Below are 20711 nucleotides of genomic sequence, written 5' to 3' on the forward strand. Positions count from 1 at the left end.
TCACCCGATCAGAGACGGGAGCAAGGACTCCAGGTCGCTCGGGAACTCGCTGGGTATGTCGGTCGGAAACTGCGACGGGAGCTCACTGGGCAACTCGCTGGGAAGCCGGGTGGGCAGACTGAACGACGGCTTGGGAGAACTGCTCGGACTGGTCGCCGGGGCCGGGTCCTTGACCGGCGAGTCGTCGTTCCCCGATGCCATGAAGACCACCACGAGGGCGACGGCCAAGGCCGCCGCGATCACGGCGAGCAGGGCGAACAGCGGGCTCCGCCGCTTTCTCGGACCGTTCGTCCCAGGGTCGCCGACCGAACCCATCCGCTGGGTCGACGGCAGACCCCCGTACGGGTTCGGGTCGTTGCGCCCGAAGTCGTCAGGAGGCGGTCCGAAGCCACCGCCCGGAGGCGGTGTGTCACCCGGCGGTCCGGGCGGCTGGGGCGGTACCGGCGGCATGGCCATACCGTCCAGAGTCGCCTCGAACCGGTCATGGGGCGACCCCCGCGCGGCAGTTGATACGCCCCCATGCCGTGGATCGCATGATTCCGGCACATTCCCCGCGAGGGTCGCTGCAAGTCCGCACACGCGTGTGCCGTCGGCGGAGGCCACTCACGGCCGACAGCACACGCGCGTGGGGCTCATTCAGCCGCGCGCACCCAGCAGGTGGTCCATGGCGAGCTGGTCGAGCTGCTCGAAGGCCATGCCGCGCGCGGCGGCCGCTTCCACGTCGAATTCCTCGAAGGCACTGCGGTCCGCGAGCAGCGACTTCAGGCCGTCCGCCGCCGTCTGCTGCGCCAGCTCGTCCAGACGCGAGGCACGCAGCGCTTCCTGGACCTGCGGGTCGGCACGGAAGGCGGCTGCGCGCTCCTTGAGGATGAGGTAGTTGCGCATGCAGCCCGCGGCCGACGCCCACACACCGTCGAGGTCCTCGGTGCGCGGCGGCTTGAAGTCGAAGTGCTTGGGGCCGGCGTAACCGGCGCTCTCCAGGAGGTCGACGAGCCAGAAGGCGGCCCGCAGGTCGCCGGCGCCGAAGCGGAGGTCCTGGTCGTACTTGATGCCGGACTGGCCGTTGAGGTCGATGTGGAAGAGCTTGCCCGCCCACAGGGCCTGCGCGATGCCGTGCGGGAAGTTCAGCCCGGCCATCTGCTCGTGGCCGACCTCGGGGTTCACGCCGTACAGCTCGGGGCGCTCCAGTCGCTCGATGAACGCCAGGGCGTGGCCGACGGTGGGCAGCAGGATGTCGCCGCGCGGCTCGTTCGGCTTGGGCTCGATGGCGAAGCGCAGGTCGTAGCCCTGCTCGGTGACGTACTCGCCCAGGAGGTCGAAGGCCTCCTTCATGCGGTCCAGCGCGACGCGTACGTCCTTGGCCCCGCCGGACTCGGCGCCCTCGCGGCCGCCCCAGGCGACGTAGGTCTCGGCGCCGAGCTCGACCGCCAGGTCGATGTTGCGGATCGTCTTGCGCAGCGCGTAACGGCGCACGTCGCGGTCGTTCGCGGTGAACGCGCCGTCCTTGAAGACGGGGTGCGTGAAGAGGTTGGTGGTCGCCATCGGCACCTTCATGCCGGTCGCGTCCAGGGCCTCACGGAAGCGCTTGATGTGACCCTCGCGCGCGCTGTCGGACGCTCCGAAGGGGATCAGGTCGTCGTCGTGGAAGGTCACGCCGTGGGCGCCGAGCTCGGCCAGGCGCTGCACCGTCTCGACCGGGTCGAGGGCGCGGCGGGTGGCGTCGCCGAACGGGTCCCTTCCCTGCCAGCCGACGGTCCACAGGCCGAAGGTGAACCTGTCCTCGGGGGTGGGCTGGTAGTTCATGACGCGGCTCCTTGCTGCTGTGGACTATTTCGTCATGGCGGTTTACAAATTAGTATGCACACACGTCTCTGGGAAGAGACAAGGTGTCTCCGGGTGGAGACATGAGCCATATCAGGGTCACGAGCCGCATCACGGTCAAGAGCCGCAAAAGGGAGAACCCGATGTCAGCAGCCGAGGGTCCGCTCGTCGTCGGCGTGGACACGTCCACCCAGTCCACCAAGGCGCTGGTGGTCGACGCGGCCACCGGCCGGGTCGTCGCGCGGGGCCAGGCGCCGCACACCGTGTCCTCCGGGGCCGGCCGGGAGAGCGACCCCCGTCAGTGGTGGGACGCGCTGTCCGAGGCGCTGCGCCAGTGCGGGGACGCGGCCCGCGAGGCCGCCGCGGTGTCGATCGGGGGACAGCAGCACGGCCTCGTCACACTCGACGCCCAGGGCGAGCCGGTGCGCCCGGCCCTCCTGTGGAACGACGTGCGCTCAGCGCCCCAGGCTCGGCGTCTCATCGAGGAGCTGGGCGGCCCGAAGGCCTGGGCGGAGCGGACCGGCAGCGTGCCGGGCGCTTCCTTCACCGTCACGAAGTGGGCCTGGCTCGCCGAGCACGAGCCGGAGGCCCTGCGCGCCACGAAGGCCGTGCGTCTTCCGCACGACTACCTCACCGAGCGCCTCACCGGCGAGGGCACGACGGACCGGGGCGACGCCTCCGGCACCGGCTGGTGGGCATCGGCGACGGAGTCGTACGACGACGAGATCCTCGCGCGCGTGGGCCTCGACCCGGCTCTGCTCCCCCGCGTGGTCCGGCCCGGCGAGGTGGCCGGCACCGTGCGCGACGGCCATGACCTGCCGTTCTCCAAGGGCACTCTGGTCGCCCCCGGCACCGGCGACAACGCCGCGGCCGCGCTCGGCCTCGGGCTGCGCCCCGGCACGCCGGTGATGAGCCTGGGCACCTCGGGCACGGTGTACGCCGTCTCCAAGCACCGCCCCACCGACCCGACCGGCACCGTGGCGGGCTTCGCCGACGCCCACGGAGACTGGCTGCCGCTGGCCTGCACCCTGAACTGCACGCTCGCCGTGGACCGCGTCGCGGCGCTGCTGGGCCTGGACCGCGAGGCCGTCGAGCCGGTCTCGGGGGTCACCCTGCTGCCCTACCTGGACGGCGAGCGGACCCCGAACCTGCCGAACGCCTCCGGGGTACTGCACGGCCTTCGCCACGACACCACCGGCGGCCAGCTCCTCCAGGCGGCCTACGACGGCGCCGTACAGGCACTGCTCGGAGCGCTGGACCTGGTGCTCGACCAGGACGCGGATCGTTCGACGCCGCTGCTGCTCATCGGCGGCGGCGCGCAGGGCACCGCCTGGCAGCAGACCGTACGGCGGCTCTCGGGGCGTCCCGTCCAGGTGCCCGAGGCCAAGGAGCTGGTCGCGCTCGGCGCCGCGGCGCAGGCTGCCGGACTGCTCACCGGCGAGGACCCGGGCGCGGTCGCCCGGCGCTGGAACACGGCCGCCGGACCGGTACTGGCGGCCGTGGAGCGGGACGACGAGACGCTGGCCAGGATCGCCGGGGTACTCTCCGACGCGGCGCCGCTGCTGGAGCGGGGGACCTCTGAGGGGTGAGGGAGGCATGACGGCACCGGTGCACGACGCCCACCCGGCGGGTCCGGGGCGTGGCCTGCCCGACACCCAGCAGGGCATGCGCCGCCGCAACCTGGCCCGGGTCATGCACACCGTGAGCGCCGAGGGACCGCTGTCGCGTGCCGCGGTCGCCTCGCGCATCGGGCTGACCAGGGCCGCGGTGTCGACCCTCGTCGACGAGCTCATACGCTCGGGGCTGCTCGAGGAGCTGGGCCCCGAGCGTCCCGGCCGGGTCGGCAGGCCGGGCTCCGCGCTCGCCGTCAGCGGGCAGGGGCCGGCCGGGATAGGCGCCGAAATCGGCGTGGACCACCTCGCGGTCTGCGCGGTCGATCTGCGCGGACAGGTGCGCTCACGAGTGGTGCGGTACGCCGCGAACCGGGGCCGCTCCCCCGAGCCGGTGATCGCGGAACTCACCTCCCTGGTACACCAGGTGGTGGCCGAGGCGGAGGCCGAGGGCCTGTGGCCAGCGGGCCTGGCGGTGGCGGTGCCCGGTCTGGTGGCGCGTGACGCCCGGACCGTCGTCCGGGCCCCGAACCTCGAGTGGCACGACACGGACCTGGGCACCCTGCTGCCCGAGGACTTCCGGCTGACCGTGGGCAACGAAGCCAACTTCGGCGCACTGGCCGAACTCTGGCTCGGCGACAGCACCCCCCACGACTTCCTGCACGTCTCGGCGGAGATCGGTATCGGCGCGGCGCTCGTGGTGGACGGGCAGTTGCTGCGCGGCACCCGCGGATTCGCGGGCGAGCTGGGGCATGTGCCGGTCCACCCCGACGGCCCCAGGTGCGCCTGCGGCGGGCGCGGCTGCCTGGAGCAGTACGCCGGGGAGGAGGCGGTGTTGCGGACGGCCGGCCTGGAGCCGGGCGAGGACCGCGTCGGACTCCTCGCGCAGCATGCCGCGGACGGCGACGAGGACGTACGGGGTGCCCTGCGCGAGGCCGGCGAGGCGCTCGGCATCGCGCTGACCGGGGCGGTCAATCTGCTGGACCCCGAAGCCGTGGTGCTCGGCGGCGCGCTGGCCGGGCTCGCGCCCTGGCTGCTGCCCTCGCTGCGGGACGAGCTGGCCCGGCGCACCGCGGGTCCGGCCTGTCCGGTGTCCGTGTCCCGCCTGGGTTCGGAGGGTCCGCTGCTGGGGGCCGCGCACTCGGTGGTGCGGGCCGTGCTGGACGACCCGGCGGTTGTGGGCGAACGGGCCTGAGCCGCGGCGACCTCACCCCATCGGGTGAGGAAGTTGTCCACAACCCCAAGGTTGTCCACCGAAACACCAAGCGCTCTACTGCCCGACCGGCAGCCGCCGTACCGTGATTCAGGCGAGGCACCCAACGGCCTCGAACGGCGGGAACCGGGGGGTGACGTAGGCATCGTGGCGCTGATCATGCTGATACGGCGGCCTCCGGAAAGCATGGCCGACACCGCCTGTGACCACCTCGCCGAACCCGTACGAATCGGAGCTGTACAGCGATGAGCGACCCCATGATCCTGACCGTACGGCCAGAACCCGGCGAGTACGCCTGGACGTTCGGCGGCGCACCGCCCGTGGCCCGCATCGCGCCCGGCACAGTCCTCGACCTGCACACGGAGGACTGCTTCGCGGGGCGGGTGCGGTCCGAGAAGGACCTGGTGTCCGAGGTGTGCGAGTTCCCCTTCCTGAATCCGCAGACCGGTCCCTTCCACATCGAGGGAGCGGAACCGGGTGACACGGTCGCCGTGCACTTCGTGTCGATCGAACCGGCCCGGGACTGGGCCGCGTCGACCACAGTTCCCCTGTTCGGCGCGCTCACCTCGACGCACACCACCGCCACGTTGCAGCCCCCGCTGCCGGAGACCGTGTGGATCTGGCAGTTGGACCGGAGTCGGCGCACGGCACTGTTCCGGGCGCGCGACAGCGACATCGAGATCGAACTGCCCATGGACCCGATGCACGGCACCGTGGGGGTGGCTCCCGCCAATCTGGAGGTGCGTTCGGCACTGGTGCCCGACGCGCACGGCGGGAACATGGACACACCGGAGATGCGGGCGGGTGTCACCTGTTACCTCGGCGTCAATGTGGAGGGCGCCCTGCTCAGCCTCGGCGACGGACACGCCCGCCAGGGCGAGGGAGAGACCTGCGGGGTCGCCGTCGAGTGCGCGATGAACACGGTGGTCATCGTCGAGCTGCTCAAGGGCCTTGCCACACCCTGGCCGCGCATCGAGTCGGACACCCACATCATCTCGACCGGTTCGGCACGCCCGCTGGAGGACGCGTTCCGGATATCCCAGCTCGACCTCGTGCGGTGGCTGGTGCGCGACTACGGGTTCAGCGAACTGGACGCGTACCAGTTCGCCACCCAGGCGGTGGAGTCGCCGTTGGCCAACGTGTGCGACACCAACTACACCTGCGTGGCGAAGATCCGCAAGGAATGGCTGCCGGCACGCGAGACTCACCGCGGAGTACACGACCGGCTCCGTGAGACCGCGGTGGCCCTGCTTGGCTGAACACCGCTGAGACGAAAGGCACTGATTCATGGAACGCGCCAGACCGCTGCTCGGCAGACGGCGGTTGCTGAAGGGGGCCGTCCTGGCCGCCACACCGTACGCGCTGCTTCCCGAAGCCCAGGCCGGAGCGGCCCCGCAACCCGTCGACCACCCGTTCGCCGAGTGGCAGCCGGCCACCCCGTCCAACTTCACGGCGGCGGAGCGCCCCTGGTCCCACCAGGTGGACCGGGTGATCATCCACGTCACACAGACCGCCTACACCGGCACCCTGGCCATCTTCCAGAACCCGGCGAAGAAGGTGTCCGCGCACTACGTCGTGCGATCGGCCGACGGGCACATCGCGCAGTGCGTGCGGGAGGCGGACATCGCCTGGCATGCCGGGAACTGGGACGACAACACCAGCAGCATCGGCATCGAGCACGAGGGATGGGTGGACAAGCCCGCCTACTTCACCGAGGCCCTCTACCAGCAGTCCGCGAAACTCACGGCGGGGATCTGCGAGAGATACGGCATCCCCAGGGACCGCGCGCACATCATCGGGCACTACGAGGTGCCGGGCACCGACCACAGCGACCCGGGGGTGTACTGGGACTGGCAGCGCTACTTGCGCATGGTCGAAGCCGTGTGAGCCGCGCATCGTTCGGGTGAGGCCGGTCGAGGAGGTTGTTTGCGCGCGCACCCGGAGTGACGATGGGCGCAGCCGCATCGCTTTCCGGGAGGCCGAGTTGACCGATCCATGGGTGGCCCTGGAACCGGGGGCCGACCCTGCCGAGCACGTCCGGCTGCTGCGGCGCGCACACGAGACGTTCACCGAGGCGGGCACGGTGCAGCGGCCGGTGCGCCCGGTGGTGGCCGAGTCGTGGCGGCGTTCCGCGCGGGCCGGTGTCGGGCCCGACGGAACCGCGAGCGTCGAACTGAGCGACGGGGACCTCGGCTCGTATCGGGCCGAGCACCCGCTGGCGCGGGTCATGCCGCTGTTCCGTGAGCTGATGGGGACCTTCGCCTCCGACGGGGAGCACCTGCTCGCGGTGTGCGACGAGCACGGAAGGCTGCTCTGGGTCGAGGGTCACACGAGGACCCGGCGGCAGGCGGAGTGGATGAACTTCGTGCCGGGCGCGCGGTGGGCGGAGACCGCTGTCGGGACGAACGCGCCGGGTACCGCGGTCGCGGTGGACCGGCCGGTGCAGGTGTTCGCGGCGGAGCACTTCATCCGCCGGGTGCAGCCGTGGACCTGCGCGGCGGCGCCGGTGCACGATCCGCGGACCGGGCGGGTACTGGGGGCCGTGGACATCACCGGCGGGGACGGGCTCGCACATCCGCACAGCCTGGGCTTCGTCCAGGCGGTCGCGCGGGCCGCCGAGTCGCAGCTGGCGCTGCTCCTCCCGCAGCAGCCCGCCACCGACACGTCCGAGCTGAGCGCACTGGGCCGGGACGAGGCGCTGCTGGTCGGCGCCGGCCGCAGGGTCAGGCTCAGCCGCCGGCACAGCGAGATCCTGGTGCTGCTGTCCCGGCACCCGGAGGGTCTGACCGGGGACGAGCTGCTGTGCGCGCTGTACGAGGACGAGTCGGTGACACCGGTGACGCTGCGGGCCGAACTGGCGCGGCTGCGCAGGGTGCTGGGTCCGGGGCTGCTGTCGTCGCGGCCGTACCGGCTGACCGTGCAGGTCGAGTCGGACGTGGCCGTCGTGGAGCGGCGGCTGGAGAGCGGGGCGGTCACCGCGGCGGCACGGGGATACACCGGTCCGCTGCTGCCGGCCTCGCAGGCACCGGCGGTGGTCAGGCTCAGGCGCCGGATCGCCGACGGGCTGCGGACGGCGCTGGTCGCCGGCCACGACCCGGACCTGCTGGCGGACTGGGCACATGCGCCCTGGGGCGAGGACGACGTCGACGTGTGGCGGGCTCTCGTCGCCGTGCGGCCCACGGCGAGCGTCCGGGCCCGACTGGCCGCGCTGGAGTCCGAGCTGGCCGCGCCGACGGCAACGTGGTTGCAACGTCCGCGCTCCTAGCCTCACGCCAGAGCTGCCCAACGGCGGGCAGCGCTGCTGAAGGAGGCTGGCCAGCATGACCCGTTACGCGGCACCCGGCACCGAGGGCGCGATCGTCTCCTACCAGGCGCGCTACGACCACTTCATCGGTGGCGAGTACGTGCCGCCGGTGCGCGGGCAGTACTTCGAGAACCCGTCCCCGGTGAACGGGCAGCCGTTCACCGAGGTCGCGCGGGGCACCGCGGAGGACGTGGAGAGGGCGCTGGACGCCGCGCACGCCGCCGCTCCGGGCTGGGGCCGGACCTCGGTGACCGAGCGGTCCGACATCCTGCTGAGGATCGCCGACCGCATGGAGGCGAACCTCGAGAAGCTGGCGGTCGCCGAGAGCTGGGAGAACGGCAAGCCGGTGCGGGAGACGCTGGCGGCCGACATCCCCCTTGCCATCGACCACTTCCGGTACTTCGCGGGGGCGATCCGCGCGCAGGAGGGTTCGCTCGGCGAGCTCGACGACGACACGGTGGCGTACCACTTCCATGAGCCGCTCGGTGTCGTCGCACAGATCATCCCGTGGAACTTCCCGATCCTGATGGCGGTGTGGAAGCTGGCCCCGGCCCTCGCGGCGGGCAACGCGGTCGTCATCAAGCCCGCCGAGCAGACCCCGGCCTCCCTCCACTACTGGATGAGCCTGATCGCGGACCTGCTGCCGCCGGGCGTGGTGAACATCGTCAACGGCTTCGGTGTGGAAGCGGGCAAGCCGCTCGCGTCCAGCCCGCGGGTGGCCAAGGTGGCGTTCACCGGCGAGACCACCACGGGGCGGCTGATCATGCAGTACGCCTCGGAGAACATCAAGCCGGTGACCCTCGAACTCGGTGGCAAGTCACCGAACATCTTCTTCGACGACGTCTGGGCGCGGGACGACGACTTCCGTGACAAGGCGCTCGAAGGGTTCACGATGTTCGCCCTCAACCAGGGCGAGGTCTGTACCTGCCCCTCCCGGGCACTGATCCAGCGCGGCAACTACGCCGAGTTCCTCGAGGCCGCCGTCGCCCGCACCGAGCTCATCAAGCCGGGCCATCCCCTCGACACCGACACGATGATCGGCGCCCAGGCCTCCAACGACCAGCTGGAGAAGATCCTCTCCTACCTGGACGTCGGCCGGCAGGAGGGCGCGAAAGTCCTCACCGGCGGCGAACGCATCGAGTACGACGGTGAGTTGAAGGGCGGCTACTACGTCCAGCCGACGATCTTCGAGGGTGACAACCGTATGCGGATCTTCCAGGAGGAGATCTTCGGCCCTGTCGTCTCGGTGACCTCCTTCGACGACTTCGACGACGCCCTGAAGATCGCCAACGACACGCTGTACGGGCTCGGGGCGGGCGTGTGGACCCGTGACATGAACACGGCGTACCGGGCAGGGCGGGCGATCCAGGCGGGCCGCGTCTGGACCAACTGCTACCACGCGTACCCGGCGCATGCCGCGTTCGGCGGGTACAAGCAGTCGGGGATCGGGCGGGAGACGCACAAGATGATGCTGGAGCATTACCAGCAGACGAAGAACCTTCTTGTTTCATACAGCCCGAAGAAACTTGGGTTCTTCTAGAGTCTCAAGTCGGTTGCCTGGGGGCGCCGTTGCGCTCCAGGCAACCCGACACGATAGCTACCCGGGTCGGCGAGCATCTCGGCTGGCAACAGGCGTCGTGCCAGGGCGAGTTCGGCGACGCCACGGCCGGCGACGAGGGCCCCTCCTTGGCGATGTCGGTGGCCGCCGTGTAGCCGATGTGCGGGTTGAGGGCGGTGACCAGGCCGGCGGGGGGCTTCCACGACCACTTCGCGGAAAGCCCCCGCAGTGTCACCGAGGTCGGCAGCGGCTCAGCGCAGGCGGTCCTTGGCCTTGTAGTAGGCGCCGCCGAACGGCAGGAACCAGGGAGTGCCGTTGTAGAAGGGGACGGGGACCTTGGGGAAGCCGAGTCCGCGCAGGGGGTTGGCCTCCGGCCTGCCGTCCATCATCTCGGCGACGGCACGGCCCATGTAGGTGGCCATCTGGACACCGTGACCGCAGTAGCCCATGGAGTAGTACAGGCCGTTGACCTCGCCCGCGTGCGGGAGGCGGTCCCAGGAGAAGCCGACCATTCCACCCCACACGTAGTCGACGCGGACGCCCGCCAGCTGCGGGAAGATCTCCGTCATCTCCTGCTTCAGGATGTCGCCGCTCTTGACGTCGGAGGCGGGGTTGGAGGGGGCGAAGCGGGCCCGGCCGCCGAAGGCGAGACGGTTGTCGGGGGTGAGGCGGAGGTAGTGGCCGACGTTCTTGGAGTCGACCACCAGGCGGGCGTTGGGGATCAGTTCCTTGGCGCGCGCCTCGCCGAGCGGCTCGGTGACGATGATGAAGCTGCCGACGTTGATCAGCCGCTTGCGGAACCAGGGCAGGGCCTTGTCGGTGTAGGCGTCGGTGGCGGCCATGACCTGCTTGGCACGGATGGTGCCGTGCAGGGTCTCGACGAGGAAGCCGCCGCCGGGGAGGCGGGTGAGGCCGGTGGCCGCGTTGCGTTCGTGGATCTCCGCGCCGGCGCGTTCAGCGGCCTCGGCCAGGCCGTGGACGTACTTGCCGACGTGCAGGGCGGCGCTGAGCGGGTCGAGCAGGGCGCCATGGTAGTAGTCCGAGCCCAGCTCCGACTTCAGCTCGCTCCGGGTGAGGAGCTGGGTCTCGTGGTCGAAGTTGTCGGCCAGGTCGCGCTGGGTGGCCTTCATCGACTCGAAGTGCTGGGGCTTGAACGCGACTCCGAGGCGTCCGGCGCGGTTGAAGTCGCAGTCGATCTTCTCGGTGTGCGTGAGTTCCTCGACGACGTCGACGGCCTCGCGGAAAGCGTCGTACAGCTCGCGGGCGCGCTCCTGGCCGAAGCGCTTGCGGGCCTCGCCGACACCGATGGTGATGCCCTGCGTGCACATGCTGCCGTTGCGTCCGGAGGCCCCCGAGCCGACCTTGTCCTTCTCGACGAGGACGACCCGGGCGCCCTTGCGGGCGGCATGGTAGGCGGTGGACAGGCCGGTGAGGCCGCCGCCGATGACCACCACGTCCGCCTCGTCGGGCAGGTCCTTTCCGGACCGGTCGGGCAGGGCGGGGGCGGTGTCGAGCCAGTAGGGGATCTGCTTCATGGCGTGCGTCCTCTGTGTTCTCTGTCCTGTGTCGCCGTGTAGCCGTGTTGTCAGCAGCCGAGCAGCTTCGGCAGGCCCGACAGGTCGGTCAGCTCGTCGTAGGGCTGGTAGTCGGCGCTGCCGGGACGGCCGTAGCGATTGATCCACACGCGGCGCTTCAGGCCGAGGTCGCGGGTGGGGATGTGGTCGTACTCCCAGCCCTGCGCGGTGTGGATGACCTGGGACGGCTCGACGCCCATCGTCTTGAAGGCATGCTCGAAGGTCTGCCGGTCCGGCTTGTACGCGCCGGCCTGTTCGGCCGTGATGACGTAGTCGAAGTCGACGCCGATGTTCTCGACGTTCCGTGCGATCAGGTTGTCGTCGCTGTTGGTGATGATGGCGATCTCGTACTTGGTCTTCAAGGCGCGCAGGGCGTCCGGGACCTCCGGGAAGGGGCCGAAGGTGGGGACGGCCTCGACGAGAGCGTCGCCGTCGGAGGTGCGGTACTCCAGACCGTGCAGGCGCATGGCCATCTGGAGGCTGGAGTGCAGGATCTCGTGGTAGGGGCGGTATGCCTCCAGGACGGCCTGGAAGCGCATGACGCGGAAGTCGTCGAGGAACTCGTCGACGTCCAGGTTGTCCAGGTCCAGCCGGTCGGAGAGGACCTTGAGGGTGGTGGGGCCGAGCTGGAAGTCGACCAGGGTGCCGTAGGCGTCGAAGGTGACGATCTCTCGCATGGTGTGCAACCTCGGTTTCCGGTTCTTACAGGGAGGGGGAAGGGTCAGACGATCCGCTCGCCGGGGGTGACGATCGCGTCGAGTGCGGCCAGGTCGGCCGCGTCGGGGAGCCAGTCGGCCGCCGCCGCGTTGGCGGTGACCTGTTCGGGGGTCATCGCGCCGCATACGACCGAGCCGACGGCCGGGAGGGTGGCAAGTCCGCCCACCGCGACCTGGAGGAGGGTCAGGCCACGCTCGACGGCGTACGACGTGAGCGCCTCGACCCGGTCAAGGGCCGCGTCGGTCAGCCAGCCCTGCCGCCAGGACAGGCGGCTGCCGGGCGGGGGCTCCTGGCCACGCCGGTACTTGCCGCTGAGCAGGCCGTTGGCCAGCGGGTAGTAGGGCAGCAGGCCGATGCCGTGGCTCAGGCAGGCGGGGATCAGGTCGTTCTCCGCGCTGCGGTCGAGCAGGTGGTAACGGGCCTGGGTGCTGACGAACGCCTCCGACAGGTCCTGGGCCGGCAGGTTGGAGCACCCGATGTACCCGATCTTGCCCTCGGCCACCAACTCCTGGAGCGCGGCCACCGTCTCGTCGAGCGGGGTGACGCCGTCCGGCTCGTGGTACTGGTACAGGTCGATCCGGTCCGTGCCCAGGCGGCTCAGCGACGATTCCACCGCGTGGCGGATGTAGCCGCGGGCGCCTCGCGGGCCGTACAGATCGGCATCCCGGCCCATCTCCATGCCGAACTTCGTGGCGAGGACGACCTCGTCGCGGTGGCCCTTGAGGGCTGCCCCGAGGAGGCGTTCACCGTCACCTCGCGCTCCGCCCCGGTCACCGAAACCGCCGTACATGTCCGCCGTGTCGAACAGGGTGATCCCGGCGTCGAGGGCCGCGTGGACGACGGCCTTCGTGCCGTCCTCGTCGAGACGGGAGCCGAAGTTGTTGCCGCCGGCGCCCACCACCGAGACGGCCGGCCCGCGTTCACCGAGCGTGCGGTACCTCATGTCCGGCTCCCGAACCCGATGCAGACGTTCTTCGTCTGCGTGTAGCTCGCCAGGGCTTCGAGGCCCTTCTCCCGGCCCCAGCCGCTGTGCTTGTAACCGCCGAAGGGCAGCTCGACGCCGGTGCCGACGCCGGTGGCGTTGACGGAGACCTGGCCGGCCCGGATGCCCTCCGCGAGGCGCATCGCCTTGTCGATGTCGCGGGTCCAGACGTAGGAGGAGAGGCCGTACGGGCTGTCGTTGGCGATGTCCAGGGCCTGGTCCGCGTCGTCGAAGTCGATGACGGTGACGACGGGGCCGAAGATCTCCTCGCGGGCGCAACGGGCCTGGTTGGTCAAGCCGGTGAGGACGGTCGGCTCGATGTAGTAGCCGTCGGCCAAAGCCGGGTCGGACGGTGCGCCGCCACCGACACGGACCGTCGCGCCCTCCTCGCGCGCCAAGTTGAGGTAGCCCAGCACCCGGTCGCGCTGGCGGGCGGCGACCAGCGGGCCGATGTCCGGGTCGGACAGGCCGGGGCCGACGCGCAGAGTGGCGATCTTCTCCACCAGCCGGTCCAGGAACTCCTCCGCGCCACGCTGAAGAAGCAGGCGCGTCCCGGCCGAGCACATCTGTCCCGCGTTGCTGAACGAGGCGCCCAGGATCGCGGTCAGCGCCAGGTCGAAGTCGGCGTCGGCGAAGACGACGAACGGCGACTTGCCGCCCAGCTCGGTGACCGACGGCACCACGTTGGCGGCGGCCTCCTGGGCGACCTTGATGCCGGTGGGAACCGAGCCGGTGAAGGTGACCTGGTCGATGCCGGGGTGCCCGGCGAGGGCCGCTCCCGTCTCGCCGTCGCCGGGGACGACGTTGAGGACACCCGGCGGAAGCCCGCACTCCAGTGCGATCCTGCCGATCTCCAGCGGGGTCAGCGGCGCCTCGGGAGAGGGCTTGAGCACCACCGTGCAGCCCGCGGCCAGCGCCGGAGCGGAGCCCCTCGCGGTGTTCTGCAGTGGGTAGTTGAACGGGATGATCTGCCCGGAGACGCCGATCGGCTCGCGCACGGTGTAGTCGAGCAGCCCCGGGCCGAGGGGGATCGTGGAGCCGCCGAGCTTGTCGGCGAAGCCCGCGTAGAACTCGAAGTAGCGGGCGGCGGCCTCGACGTCGGCCTTCGCCTGGCTGAGCGGTTTGCCGGTGTCCTGGCTCTCCAGCCGCGCCAGCCGCTCGCCTTGGTAGCGGATGGCCTCGGCGATTCGGTACAGGAGCCGCCCCCGGTCGGCTGCCCGCATCCGTGCCCACTCCGGCGCCGTGAACGCCGCGCGCGCCGCCGCCACCGCCTGGTCGACGTCCGCGGAGCCGGCCAGCGCCACCGTGGTGATGGCCGTGCCGTCGGACGGGTCGAGGACGGTGAAGGTGCGGCCGTCGGCGGCGGGTATCTGCTTGCCGTCGACGAGGAGCAACTGGGTGTCGCCGCTCATGGCCGTATCTCCCCCTGCACCTCACCGAAGATGACGACCTCGTCGCCCGGACGGACGGTCCGGATCCGGCGCACCCAGAGCACGATGCCGTCCTGCGGGGCGATCACCTCTTCCAGCGTGTTGCCGTAGTGGTCGACGATGTGAGCGATCAGGTCGCCCTCCTTGCAGGTCTCCCCCGGCTCGGCGTGTCCGAGGAAGAATCCGCCGGCCGCGGAACGGGCGAAGGTGCCGGAGGTGGCGGTGTAGCTGTCGCGCAGCTTCACCTCGCCGTCGATCATCTTCAGCTGCCGCATGATGTTGTGGATCGAGTCGATGTGCAGCTCGACGTTGGCCTCGCGGTACGTGCCGCCGCCCGCCTCGATGGTGATGGCCGGCTTGCCCGCCGCGAGGGTGGGATGGCGGACGGTGCCGCCCCACTTGCCGCCCTTCCAGACCAACTCGTGACCGGCCGCGAGGGCCAGGTCCGTGGCGAGCTCCTCGTAGCCGCCCTGGAGAATGACGAGCGGGGCGATCTCGCCGAACGTGCCGCCGGTGTGCAGGTCCACGAGCGCGTCGATGGCGGGGACGACCTGCTCGACGAAGGTGGCCGCCAGCCGCAGGGAGTACGAGCCGTCCGCGTCACCCGGGAAGATCCGGTTGAGGTTCAGGTAGTCAAGGCCGCTGGTGCGGGCGGCTGCCTCGAAGGCGGGGGTGTTCATGCAGGGGATGCCGACGAGGGTGCCGCGCAGGGTGGCCGGGTCGATGTCGGCGAGGACGCGGCGGATGGCCTCCTGACCGTCGTACTCGTCGCCGTGCACACCCGCGTCCACGCACAGCACGGGACCGTCCTGGGCGCCGTTGACGACGATGAGCGGGATGCCCAGCTCGACGCCGTAACTGCTGGTGCCGACCGGGATGAGGCCCTGGGCGCGCTCGCCGGGGGCGACGGTCAGCGGACCGATGGAGTACATCAGGGTGTTCCTTTCGAAAGCATGCAGGGGTGTCACACCGTGGATCACAGACGGGCGGACGCCTCGTCGAGGGTGTCGGCGAGGATGTCGGCGATACGGTCGAGGAGGTGCCGGTCGCTGATCAGCGGGGGCGCGATCTGCACCAGAGGCGCGGTGCGGTTGTAGACGCGGGCGAGCAGCCCGGCCTCGCGCAGCCTGCGCGGGATCAGGTCGGTGATCAGGCGGGCGCGGGCGCCGTCGCTGAAGCCGCCGCCGTCGAGGTCGCCGACGAGTTCGCAGGCGTAGAAGAAGCCAGCGCCGCGGACGTCGCCGACGATCGGCAGGTCGGCGAGGGAGGCCATCCGTCCCGCGAGGTGGTCCTGGAGCCCTCGGACGTTGTCCAGGATCCGGTCCCGTTCCATGATCTCCAGGCTGCGCAGGGCGATGGCCGCGCTCAGCGGGTGCCCGGCGAAGGTGTAGCCGTGGTTGAGGACCGCGCCAGGCCGATTGATGACCTCGACGACGCCGTTGCTCACCAGAGTTGCTCCCATAGGGGCGTATCCGGCGGTGATGCCCTTGGCGACGGTGACGATGTCGGGGCGGGCCCCGTAGCGGTCGCCGCCGAACCACTCCCCCAGCCGCCCGAAGGCGGTGATCACCTCGTCGGCGACGAGGAGGAAGCCGTACCGGTCGGCGAGCGCCCTGAGGCCCGGCCAGTAGCCGTGGGGCGGGGTGATGCAGCCGCCGCGGTTCTGCACCGGCTCGGCGATGAGCATCGCGATGCTCTCCGGGCCCTCCGCCAGGATCGCCGCCTCCAGCTCGGCGAGCAGCCGGGCGGCGTACACGCCGTCGTCGGCGTACTCGGGGGCGAGGCCGAACCGGTTGGTGTTGGACACGAACCGGGTCTCGATCGCGCCCGGCCCGTAGGGTTCGCGCAGCCCGGGGTCGTCGGTCAGGGAGAGAGCCCCGATGGTCAGCCCGTGGTAGGCGCCACGACGCGAGATCGCCTTCACCCGGCCCGGTTCCCCGCGCAGGGCGTGGTAGCGGCGGGCGATCTTCCAGGCGGTCTCCACCGCCTCCGCCCCTCCGCCGGAGAAGAACGTGTGCTCGACATCGACGGGCGCGATCCGCGAGAGCCGCTCGGCGAGTTCGATGGCGGTGGGGTGCGCGGAGGAGGACCACAGCGGGCTGAAGCACAGCTCGCGCAGCTGCTTGTCCGCTGCCTCCGCGAACTCGGGGGCGTAGGAGTAGCCGAGCTGACAGCAGTACAGGCCGGAGAGACCGTCGATGTAGCGCTTGCCGTCGGCGTCGTCGACGTACGGGCCCTCGCCGCGCTGGACGACGAAGAGGTTCTCGCCGTCCTGGCCGAGGGAGCCGTTGGGGGTCATGTTGAGCAGGAGATGTCTGGCCGCGGTGGCGGACAGTTCACCGGCGGGTGTGCGGGTGCTGGTGGTCATGATGCGGTCTCACTTCCGGCGGGGAGGCCCAGTCCGGGTTCTGTGGGCAGCAGGCCGTCCTGTTTGCCGGAGCCGCTGAGCTTGCGGACCACGCCGACCAGGGCGAGGGCCACGACGGCGACGGCGATGAGGATCGCGCTGACGGCGGTAACCGACGGGTCGACGTTGTACTGGAGGACGTTGAACACCTGCACGGGCAGGGTCACGGTGTCCACGGAGGACAGGAACTGCGAGATGAAGAACTCGTCGAAGCTGGTGATGAAGGAGAAGATGCCGGCGGCGACCATGCCGGGCATGGCCAGCGGGAGGGTGATCCGCCTCCAGACGGTCAGCCGGTTCGCGCCCATACTGGCGGCCGCGTCCTCCAGCCGTTCGTCGATGCCCTTCAGCGTGGCCATGAGGATCATCACGGCGATCGGTGAGGCCAGCACGGTGTGGCCGAGAGCGATGGCGATCGGGCTGCCGAGCATCGCGGCCGGCTCGAAGAGCAGGAACAGACCGAGGGCGATGACGACCTGGGGGATCACCAGCGGGGCGAGGACCAGGCCGTAGACCGCCGACCGCAGCGGCAGTTCGCTGCGGACGAGGGCCGTGGCCGCGGTCATCCCCAGGATCAGCGAGAAGACCGTGGTCATGGCCGCCACCAGGGCGCTGAGCGACAGCGCGGCGGGCCACTTGCTGCCGTCGGCGAACAGCTGCGTGTACCAGTCGAGGGTCCACGCCTCCGGCGGGAAGGAGCCGAAGGCGTCCTTGCCGAAGGAGGTGACGACTATGACGATGATCGGCAGGGCCAGGAACAGCAGGATCAGCGTGGACAGGACGGCCAGGGTGATGCGTCCGGCCGGCGTGGAACGGAGCTCGATCATGACGCCGTACCCCGGTTCCGAAGGGCCTCGCCCGCCGACTTCAGCAGCCTGAGCAGCAGCAGTCCGGCGAAGGTGAGGAGCAGCAGGATGATGCCGAGCGCCGAGGCGCCGTTCCACTGGTTCTGCTTCATGACCTGCTCGTCGATGAGCGAGGCGACCATGGTCTGCTTCTCGCCGCCCATGAGGGCGGGCGTGAGGTAGTAGCCCAGGCAGAGGATGAAGCACAGCACGCCGGCGTTGACCAGGCCGGGGGCCACCAGGGGCACGTAGACCCGGCGGAAGATCGTGATCCGGCCCGCGCCCATGCTCGCCGCGGCGGCGAGCAGCCGCCGGTCGATGCCCTTCATCACCGCGAACAGCAGCAGCACGGTGTAGGGCAGCATCACGGCGGTGGTGCCGATGACGACGCCGATCTCGTTGTAGAGCAACTGGACGGGCGCGCCGGGGACGTGCATGTCCGTCAGGGCGTTGTTCACCACGCCGTTGTCACCGAGCAGGATGATCCAGCCGTAGGTGCGCACCAGCGCGCTGATGAAGTGCGGGACGACCACCACGAGCATCGCCAGACCGGCCCACAGCGGCTTGAGCCGCGAGATGGCCGAGGCCAGGACGAACCCGACGACCAGCGCGAGCAGGGAGGTCTCGGCGGAGATCCGCAGGGTCGTGAGCAGGATCTCCAGGTTCGCGCCCTGGAAGGCGTCGGTGTACCACTGGAGGGTGAAGCCGCCCTCCTCGCCCTTCAGGCTCAGCATCAGGGTGCTGAAGATCGGATAGACGAAGAGGATCAGCAGGTAGACGACGACGGGCGTGGCGTTGAGCAGTCCGAAGCGGGTGCGACGGTCGGACAACGCGCGGCCCAGGCCGCGCTTGCCCGGGGCGGGTGCGGGTGCGGCGGGCGCCGGGGTGGGTGCCAGTGCGGTTCCGGCCATCGTCATCCCCCGTGTTCCGTGTCCGGGAAGACGCTGACGTTCGCGGGATCCGCGGTGAGGCCGACGCGCTCGCCGAGGTCGGGGGCTCGGCCGGCGGGCAGTTCCAGCCGTACGAGTTCGGTGGCCGCCCCGCCGAGAGGGCGGACGGTGACGCGAACGAGCGTGCCGACGTAGGTGACGGTCTCGACCGTCCCGGTACAGAATCCGTCGTCGGGCGGACACAGGGCGAGTCGGCCGGGCTGGACCGCGGCACGGACCCGGGCTCCTTCGGTCCCCGCCTGCGGGCGGGCCTTCACTACCCCGCCGGTGTCGAGACGTACCAGGGTGTGGCCTGACGTCCGCTGCTCCACGTGGCCCGGCAGGAAGTTGGCGGCGCCGAGGAAGTCGGCGACGAACGGGGTGCGCGGGCGCTCGAAGAGCTCCTGCGGGGTGTCGAACTGGTCGATCCGCCCGTCCCGCATCACCGCGATCCGGTCGGAGAGGACCAGGGCCTCTTCCTGGTCGTGCGTCACGTAGATGACGGTCAGGCCGAGTTCCTGCTGGATGCGCTTGATCTCGTTCTGGAGCTGGTCGCGCAGCTTCTTGTCGAGGGCGCCGAGCGGCTCGTCCATGAGGATGACCGGCGGGCGGTAGACCAGGGCCCGGCAGAGCGCGACGCGCTGCTGCTGGCCTCCGGACAGCTCGCGCGGCCGGCGGCGGGCCATGGCGGACAGCCCGGCCATCTCCAGGGTCTCGCCGACCCGGCGGCGCTGTTCCGCCTTGGACACGCCCCGCAGTTGCAGGGGGAAGGCGACGTTCTCCCAGACGGTCATGTGCGGGAAGAGCAGGTACTGCTGGAAAACGAAGCCCAGGCCGCGCTTCTGCGGGGCGAGGCGGGTCACGTCACGGCCGCCGACGACGACGCTGCCGGAGTCGGGCTCGCAGAACCCGGCGATCATCATCAGGGTGGTGGTCTTGCCGGAGCCGGAGGAGCCGAGGAAGGTGACGAACTCGCCGGCCGCGATCTCCATGGAGACCTCGTCGACGGCCGTCACTCCCCCGTAGGTTTTCCGAAGCCGTGTCACGGACAGGGGCTTGCCGGAACCGGTCAGGCCGGCAGCGGAGGCCAGGGACAGCTCGGGCATCACGTCGGTCTCAGGCATGCGTCCACTCCTGCCACCGCTTGGACACGGCGTCCTGGTTCTTGATCCACCAGTCGACGTCCAGGTCGAAGCCGGACTCCAGGTGCTCGGGCGAGCTGGCCAGGTTCGCGGCGGTGGCGGGCTTGAGCTTCTTGTAGGCGGCCGGCACCGACGGGGCCATCGGGTAGATCTCGGCGTAGGCCGCCTGCACCTCGGGCCGCAGGGCGAAGTCGATGAGCTGGTAGGCGGCGTCGAGGTTCGCCGCGCCCTTGGGGATGCCGAGGGCGTTGCTCTGCCGGCGGGCGCCGTTCCACTGGTAGGCGAGCGGGGCGCCGCCCTTGATCAGGGCGTCCAGGCGGCCGTGCCACACACTGGAGGCGTCGACCTCCTTGCGGCCCAGCAGCACGCCGGGCAGAGCGCCGGTGTCCCAGAACTTGCGGACGTGGGGCTTGATCTCACTGAGGACCTTGAAGGCACGGTCCACATCGAGCGGGTAGAGCTTGTCCAGCGCCACGCCGTCGGCGAGGAGGGCGAACTCCAGCTCGGGCAGGTCGGCGTCCAGGGCCTGCAGCGCGCGGTTGCCGGAGAAGGTCTTGGTGTCCCAGAAGTCGGCCCACGAGGCCGGCTTCCTTCCGTCGAACGCGTCGGTGCGGTACGCCATCACGCTGGCCCAGTAGTTCTTGCCGACCGCGTTGGAGGTCACCAGGGTCTTGGCGATGCCCGCGTTCTTGAAGTTCTTCAGCCGGTCGTAGTCGAGGTCCTCGGTGGCGTCCTGCTGCTTGAAGAGCACGAAGTCGGCCATGGAGTCGTCGATGACGTCGAACTGGGGGCGACCCTGCTTGATCTGCGCGAGCATCTGGGCGTACTCGATGTTCACCACCTTGACCTGGATGCCGGTCTCCTTGGTGAACGGCTCGTAGATCGCCTGCTGGTTGGCGTCGCCGTAGGAGCCGCCGCTGTTGCGGACCACGAGGGTCTTGGAGCTCTTGCCGCCGCTGCCGACGGACCGGCTGGTGCCGGTGCCGCAAGCGCTGAGCGAGGTGGCGGCGGCGATGCCTGCGGCCACGCCGCCGACTCCGCGCAGAAACCCTCTGCGGTCTATCCGGACATCTCTCACCGGGTGCCTCCTGGTGGTGCGGTGCATGGGGAAGGGGAGTGTGGGGGTGCGTGCTGGTGGGATCTCGTTCTGGTGGTACGGGGAGGGGACTTGCTGGGGTG

At 70.5% G+C, this 20711-nt stretch carries 18 protein-coding genes and 1 pseudogene; 6 read left to right on the top strand and 13 right to left on the bottom strand.

Annotation, left to right across the window (positions count from 1 at the left end):
* Both AQJ46_RS23520 and xylA read right to left on the bottom strand, forming a co-directional pair.
* Window positions 1–456 (bottom strand): hypothetical protein, encoded by a 456-nt coding sequence (locus AQJ46_RS23520; RefSeq protein WP_063803841.1) that lies wholly within the window; start codon window positions 454–456, stop codon window positions 1–3.
* A 180-nt stretch (window positions 457–636) separates the two neighbouring features.
* Window positions 637–1803 carry a xylose isomerase gene (gene xylA / locus AQJ46_RS23525; RefSeq protein WP_031039593.1) on the bottom strand — a complete coding sequence of 389 codons (1167 nt, stop codon included), beginning with the start codon at window positions 1801–1803 and terminating at the stop codon, window positions 637–639.
* Window positions 1804–1964: 161 nt separating this feature from the next.
* Here xylA and xylB point away from each other — a divergent pair, with 161 nt between their 5' ends.
* From xylB to adh, 6 genes are all read left to right on the top strand, one after another.
* Window positions 1965–3410 carry a xylulokinase gene (xylB, locus tag AQJ46_RS23530; protein ID WP_059207478.1) on the top strand — a complete coding sequence of 482 codons (1446 nt, stop codon included), beginning with the start codon at window positions 1965–1967 and terminating at the stop codon, window positions 3408–3410.
* 7 nt (window positions 3411–3417) lie between these two features.
* Window positions 3418–4626, top strand: a complete 1209-nt coding sequence (locus AQJ46_RS23535; protein WP_059207479.1) for an ROK family transcriptional regulator — start codon at window positions 3418–3420, stop codon at window positions 4624–4626.
* A gap of 263 nt (window positions 4627–4889) precedes the next feature.
* Window positions 4890–5903 (top strand): acetamidase/formamidase family protein, encoded by a 1014-nt coding sequence (locus AQJ46_RS23540; RefSeq protein ID WP_059207480.1) that lies wholly within the window; start codon window positions 4890–4892, stop codon window positions 5901–5903.
* Between the two features lie 28 nt (window positions 5904–5931).
* A complete protein-coding gene (locus tag AQJ46_RS23545) occupies window positions 5932–6531 on the top strand; it encodes an N-acetylmuramoyl-L-alanine amidase (RefSeq protein WP_059207481.1) in 600 nt (199 codons plus the stop codon).
* A gap of 97 nt (window positions 6532–6628) precedes the next feature.
* The gene (locus tag AQJ46_RS23550) at window positions 6629–7909 is read left to right on the top strand and encodes a GAF domain-containing protein (RefSeq protein WP_059207482.1); all 1281 of its coding nucleotides are present in this window, start codon (window positions 6629–6631) and stop codon (window positions 7907–7909) included.
* 55 nt (window positions 7910–7964) lie between these two features.
* Window positions 7965–9488: an aldehyde dehydrogenase gene (adh, locus tag AQJ46_RS23555; protein ID WP_057609888.1), complete on the top strand. Its 1524-nt coding sequence runs from the start codon at window positions 7965–7967 to the stop codon at window positions 9486–9488.
* On the opposite strand, the pseudogene AQJ46_RS57290 reads toward adh, so the two are convergent.
* The 11 genes and pseudogenes from AQJ46_RS57290 to AQJ46_RS23605 form a co-directional block, all read right to left on the bottom strand.
* Window positions 9485–9696: pseudogene (locus AQJ46_RS57290) on the bottom strand (hypothetical protein); the annotation flags it as partial. The gene adh and the pseudogene AQJ46_RS57290 sit on opposite strands and share 4 nt — an antisense overlap.
* A 61-nt stretch (window positions 9697–9757) precedes the next feature.
* Window positions 9758–11041, bottom strand: a complete 1284-nt coding sequence (locus tag AQJ46_RS23560; RefSeq protein ID WP_059207483.1) for an NAD(P)/FAD-dependent oxidoreductase — start codon at window positions 11039–11041, stop codon at window positions 9758–9760.
* Window positions 11042–11091: 50 nt separating this feature from the next.
* A complete protein-coding gene (locus AQJ46_RS23565) occupies window positions 11092–11757 on the bottom strand; it encodes a haloacid dehalogenase type II (protein WP_059207484.1) in 666 nt (221 codons plus the stop codon).
* Between the two features lie 44 nt (window positions 11758–11801).
* On the bottom strand, window positions 11802–12740 hold the full coding sequence (locus tag AQJ46_RS23570; RefSeq protein ID WP_059207485.1) for an aldo/keto reductase: 939 nt from the start codon (window positions 12738–12740) through the stop codon (window positions 11802–11804).
* Entirely contained in the window at window positions 12737–14191 is a 1455-nt protein-coding gene (locus AQJ46_RS23575) for an aldehyde dehydrogenase family protein (RefSeq protein WP_059207486.1), read from the bottom strand. Before AQJ46_RS23575 ends, AQJ46_RS23570 begins: the two co-directional genes overlap by 4 nt.
* Window positions 14188–15141 carry a succinylglutamate desuccinylase/aspartoacylase family protein gene (locus AQJ46_RS23580; protein WP_059207487.1) on the bottom strand — a complete coding sequence of 318 codons (954 nt, stop codon included), beginning with the start codon at window positions 15139–15141 and terminating at the stop codon, window positions 14188–14190. Before AQJ46_RS23580 ends, AQJ46_RS23575 begins: the two co-directional genes overlap by 4 nt.
* A gap of 44 nt (window positions 15142–15185) precedes the next feature.
* Window positions 15186–16577, bottom strand: coding sequence for an aminotransferase class III-fold pyridoxal phosphate-dependent enzyme (locus AQJ46_RS23585; RefSeq protein ID WP_059207488.1), 1392 nt, complete (start codon window positions 16575–16577; stop codon window positions 15186–15188).
* Window positions 16574–17443, bottom strand: a complete 870-nt coding sequence (locus tag AQJ46_RS23590; protein ID WP_059207489.1) for an ABC transporter permease — start codon at window positions 17441–17443, stop codon at window positions 16574–16576. Before AQJ46_RS23590 ends, AQJ46_RS23585 begins: the two co-directional genes overlap by 4 nt.
* Entirely contained in the window at window positions 17440–18378 is a 939-nt protein-coding gene (locus AQJ46_RS23595) for an ABC transporter permease (protein ID WP_079072403.1), read from the bottom strand. The genes AQJ46_RS23590 and AQJ46_RS23595 overlap by 4 nt, the downstream gene beginning before the upstream one ends.
* Window positions 18375–19514 carry an ABC transporter ATP-binding protein gene (locus AQJ46_RS23600; RefSeq protein ID WP_059207490.1) on the bottom strand — a complete coding sequence of 380 codons (1140 nt, stop codon included), beginning with the start codon at window positions 19512–19514 and terminating at the stop codon, window positions 18375–18377. The genes AQJ46_RS23595 and AQJ46_RS23600 overlap by 4 nt, the downstream gene beginning before the upstream one ends.
* Window positions 19507–20610 carry an ABC transporter substrate-binding protein gene (locus AQJ46_RS23605; protein ID WP_059207491.1) on the bottom strand — a complete coding sequence of 368 codons (1104 nt, stop codon included), beginning with the start codon at window positions 20608–20610 and terminating at the stop codon, window positions 19507–19509. The genes AQJ46_RS23600 and AQJ46_RS23605 overlap by 8 nt, the downstream gene beginning before the upstream one ends.
* Window positions 20611–20711: the final 101 nt, after the last annotated feature.

It is taken from the genome of Streptomyces canus, assembly GCF_001514145.1.
GTDB lineage: Bacteria > Actinomycetota > Actinomycetes > Streptomycetales > Streptomycetaceae > Streptomyces > Streptomyces canus.

Coding starts and splice junctions, on each gene's coding strand:
- AQJ46_RS23520 (WP_063803841.1), bottom strand. CDS start 456: ATGGCCATGCCGCCGGTACCGCCCCAGCCGCCCGGACCGCCGGGTGAC.
- xylA (WP_031039593.1), bottom strand. CDS start 1,803: ATGAACTACCAGCCCACCCCCGAGGACAGGTTCACCTTCGGCCTGTGG.
- xylB (WP_059207478.1), top strand. CDS start 1,965: ATGTCAGCAGCCGAGGGTCCGCTCGTCGTCGGCGTGGACACGTCCACC.
- AQJ46_RS23535 (WP_059207479.1), top strand. CDS start 3,418: ATGACGGCACCGGTGCACGACGCCCACCCGGCGGGTCCGGGGCGTGGC.
- AQJ46_RS23540 (WP_059207480.1), top strand. CDS start 4,890: ATGAGCGACCCCATGATCCTGACCGTACGGCCAGAACCCGGCGAGTAC.
- AQJ46_RS23545 (WP_059207481.1), top strand. CDS start 5,932: ATGGAACGCGCCAGACCGCTGCTCGGCAGACGGCGGTTGCTGAAGGGG.
- adh (WP_057609888.1), top strand. CDS start 7,965: ATGACCCGTTACGCGGCACCCGGCACCGAGGGCGCGATCGTCTCCTAC.
- AQJ46_RS23560 (WP_059207483.1), bottom strand. CDS start 11,041: ATGAAGCAGATCCCCTACTGGCTCGACACCGCCCCCGCCCTGCCCGAC.
- AQJ46_RS23565 (WP_059207484.1), bottom strand. CDS start 11,757: ATGCGAGAGATCGTCACCTTCGACGCCTACGGCACCCTGGTCGACTTC.
- AQJ46_RS23570 (WP_059207485.1), bottom strand. CDS start 12,740: ATGAGGTACCGCACGCTCGGTGAACGCGGGCCGGCCGTCTCGGTGGTG.
- AQJ46_RS23575 (WP_059207486.1), bottom strand. CDS start 14,191: ATGAGCGGCGACACCCAGTTGCTCCTCGTCGACGGCAAGCAGATACCC.
- AQJ46_RS23580 (WP_059207487.1), bottom strand. CDS start 15,141: ATGTACTCCATCGGTCCGCTGACCGTCGCCCCCGGCGAGCGCGCCCAG.
- AQJ46_RS23585 (WP_059207488.1), bottom strand. CDS start 16,577: ATGACCACCAGCACCCGCACACCCGCCGGTGAACTGTCCGCCACCGCG.
- AQJ46_RS23590 (WP_059207489.1), bottom strand. CDS start 17,443: ATGATCGAGCTCCGTTCCACGCCGGCCGGACGCATCACCCTGGCCGTC.
- AQJ46_RS23595 (WP_079072403.1), bottom strand. CDS start 18,378: ATGACGATGGCCGGAACCGCACTGGCACCCACCCCGGCGCCCGCCGCA.
- AQJ46_RS23600 (WP_059207490.1), bottom strand. CDS start 19,514: ATGCCTGAGACCGACGTGATGCCCGAGCTGTCCCTGGCCTCCGCTGCC.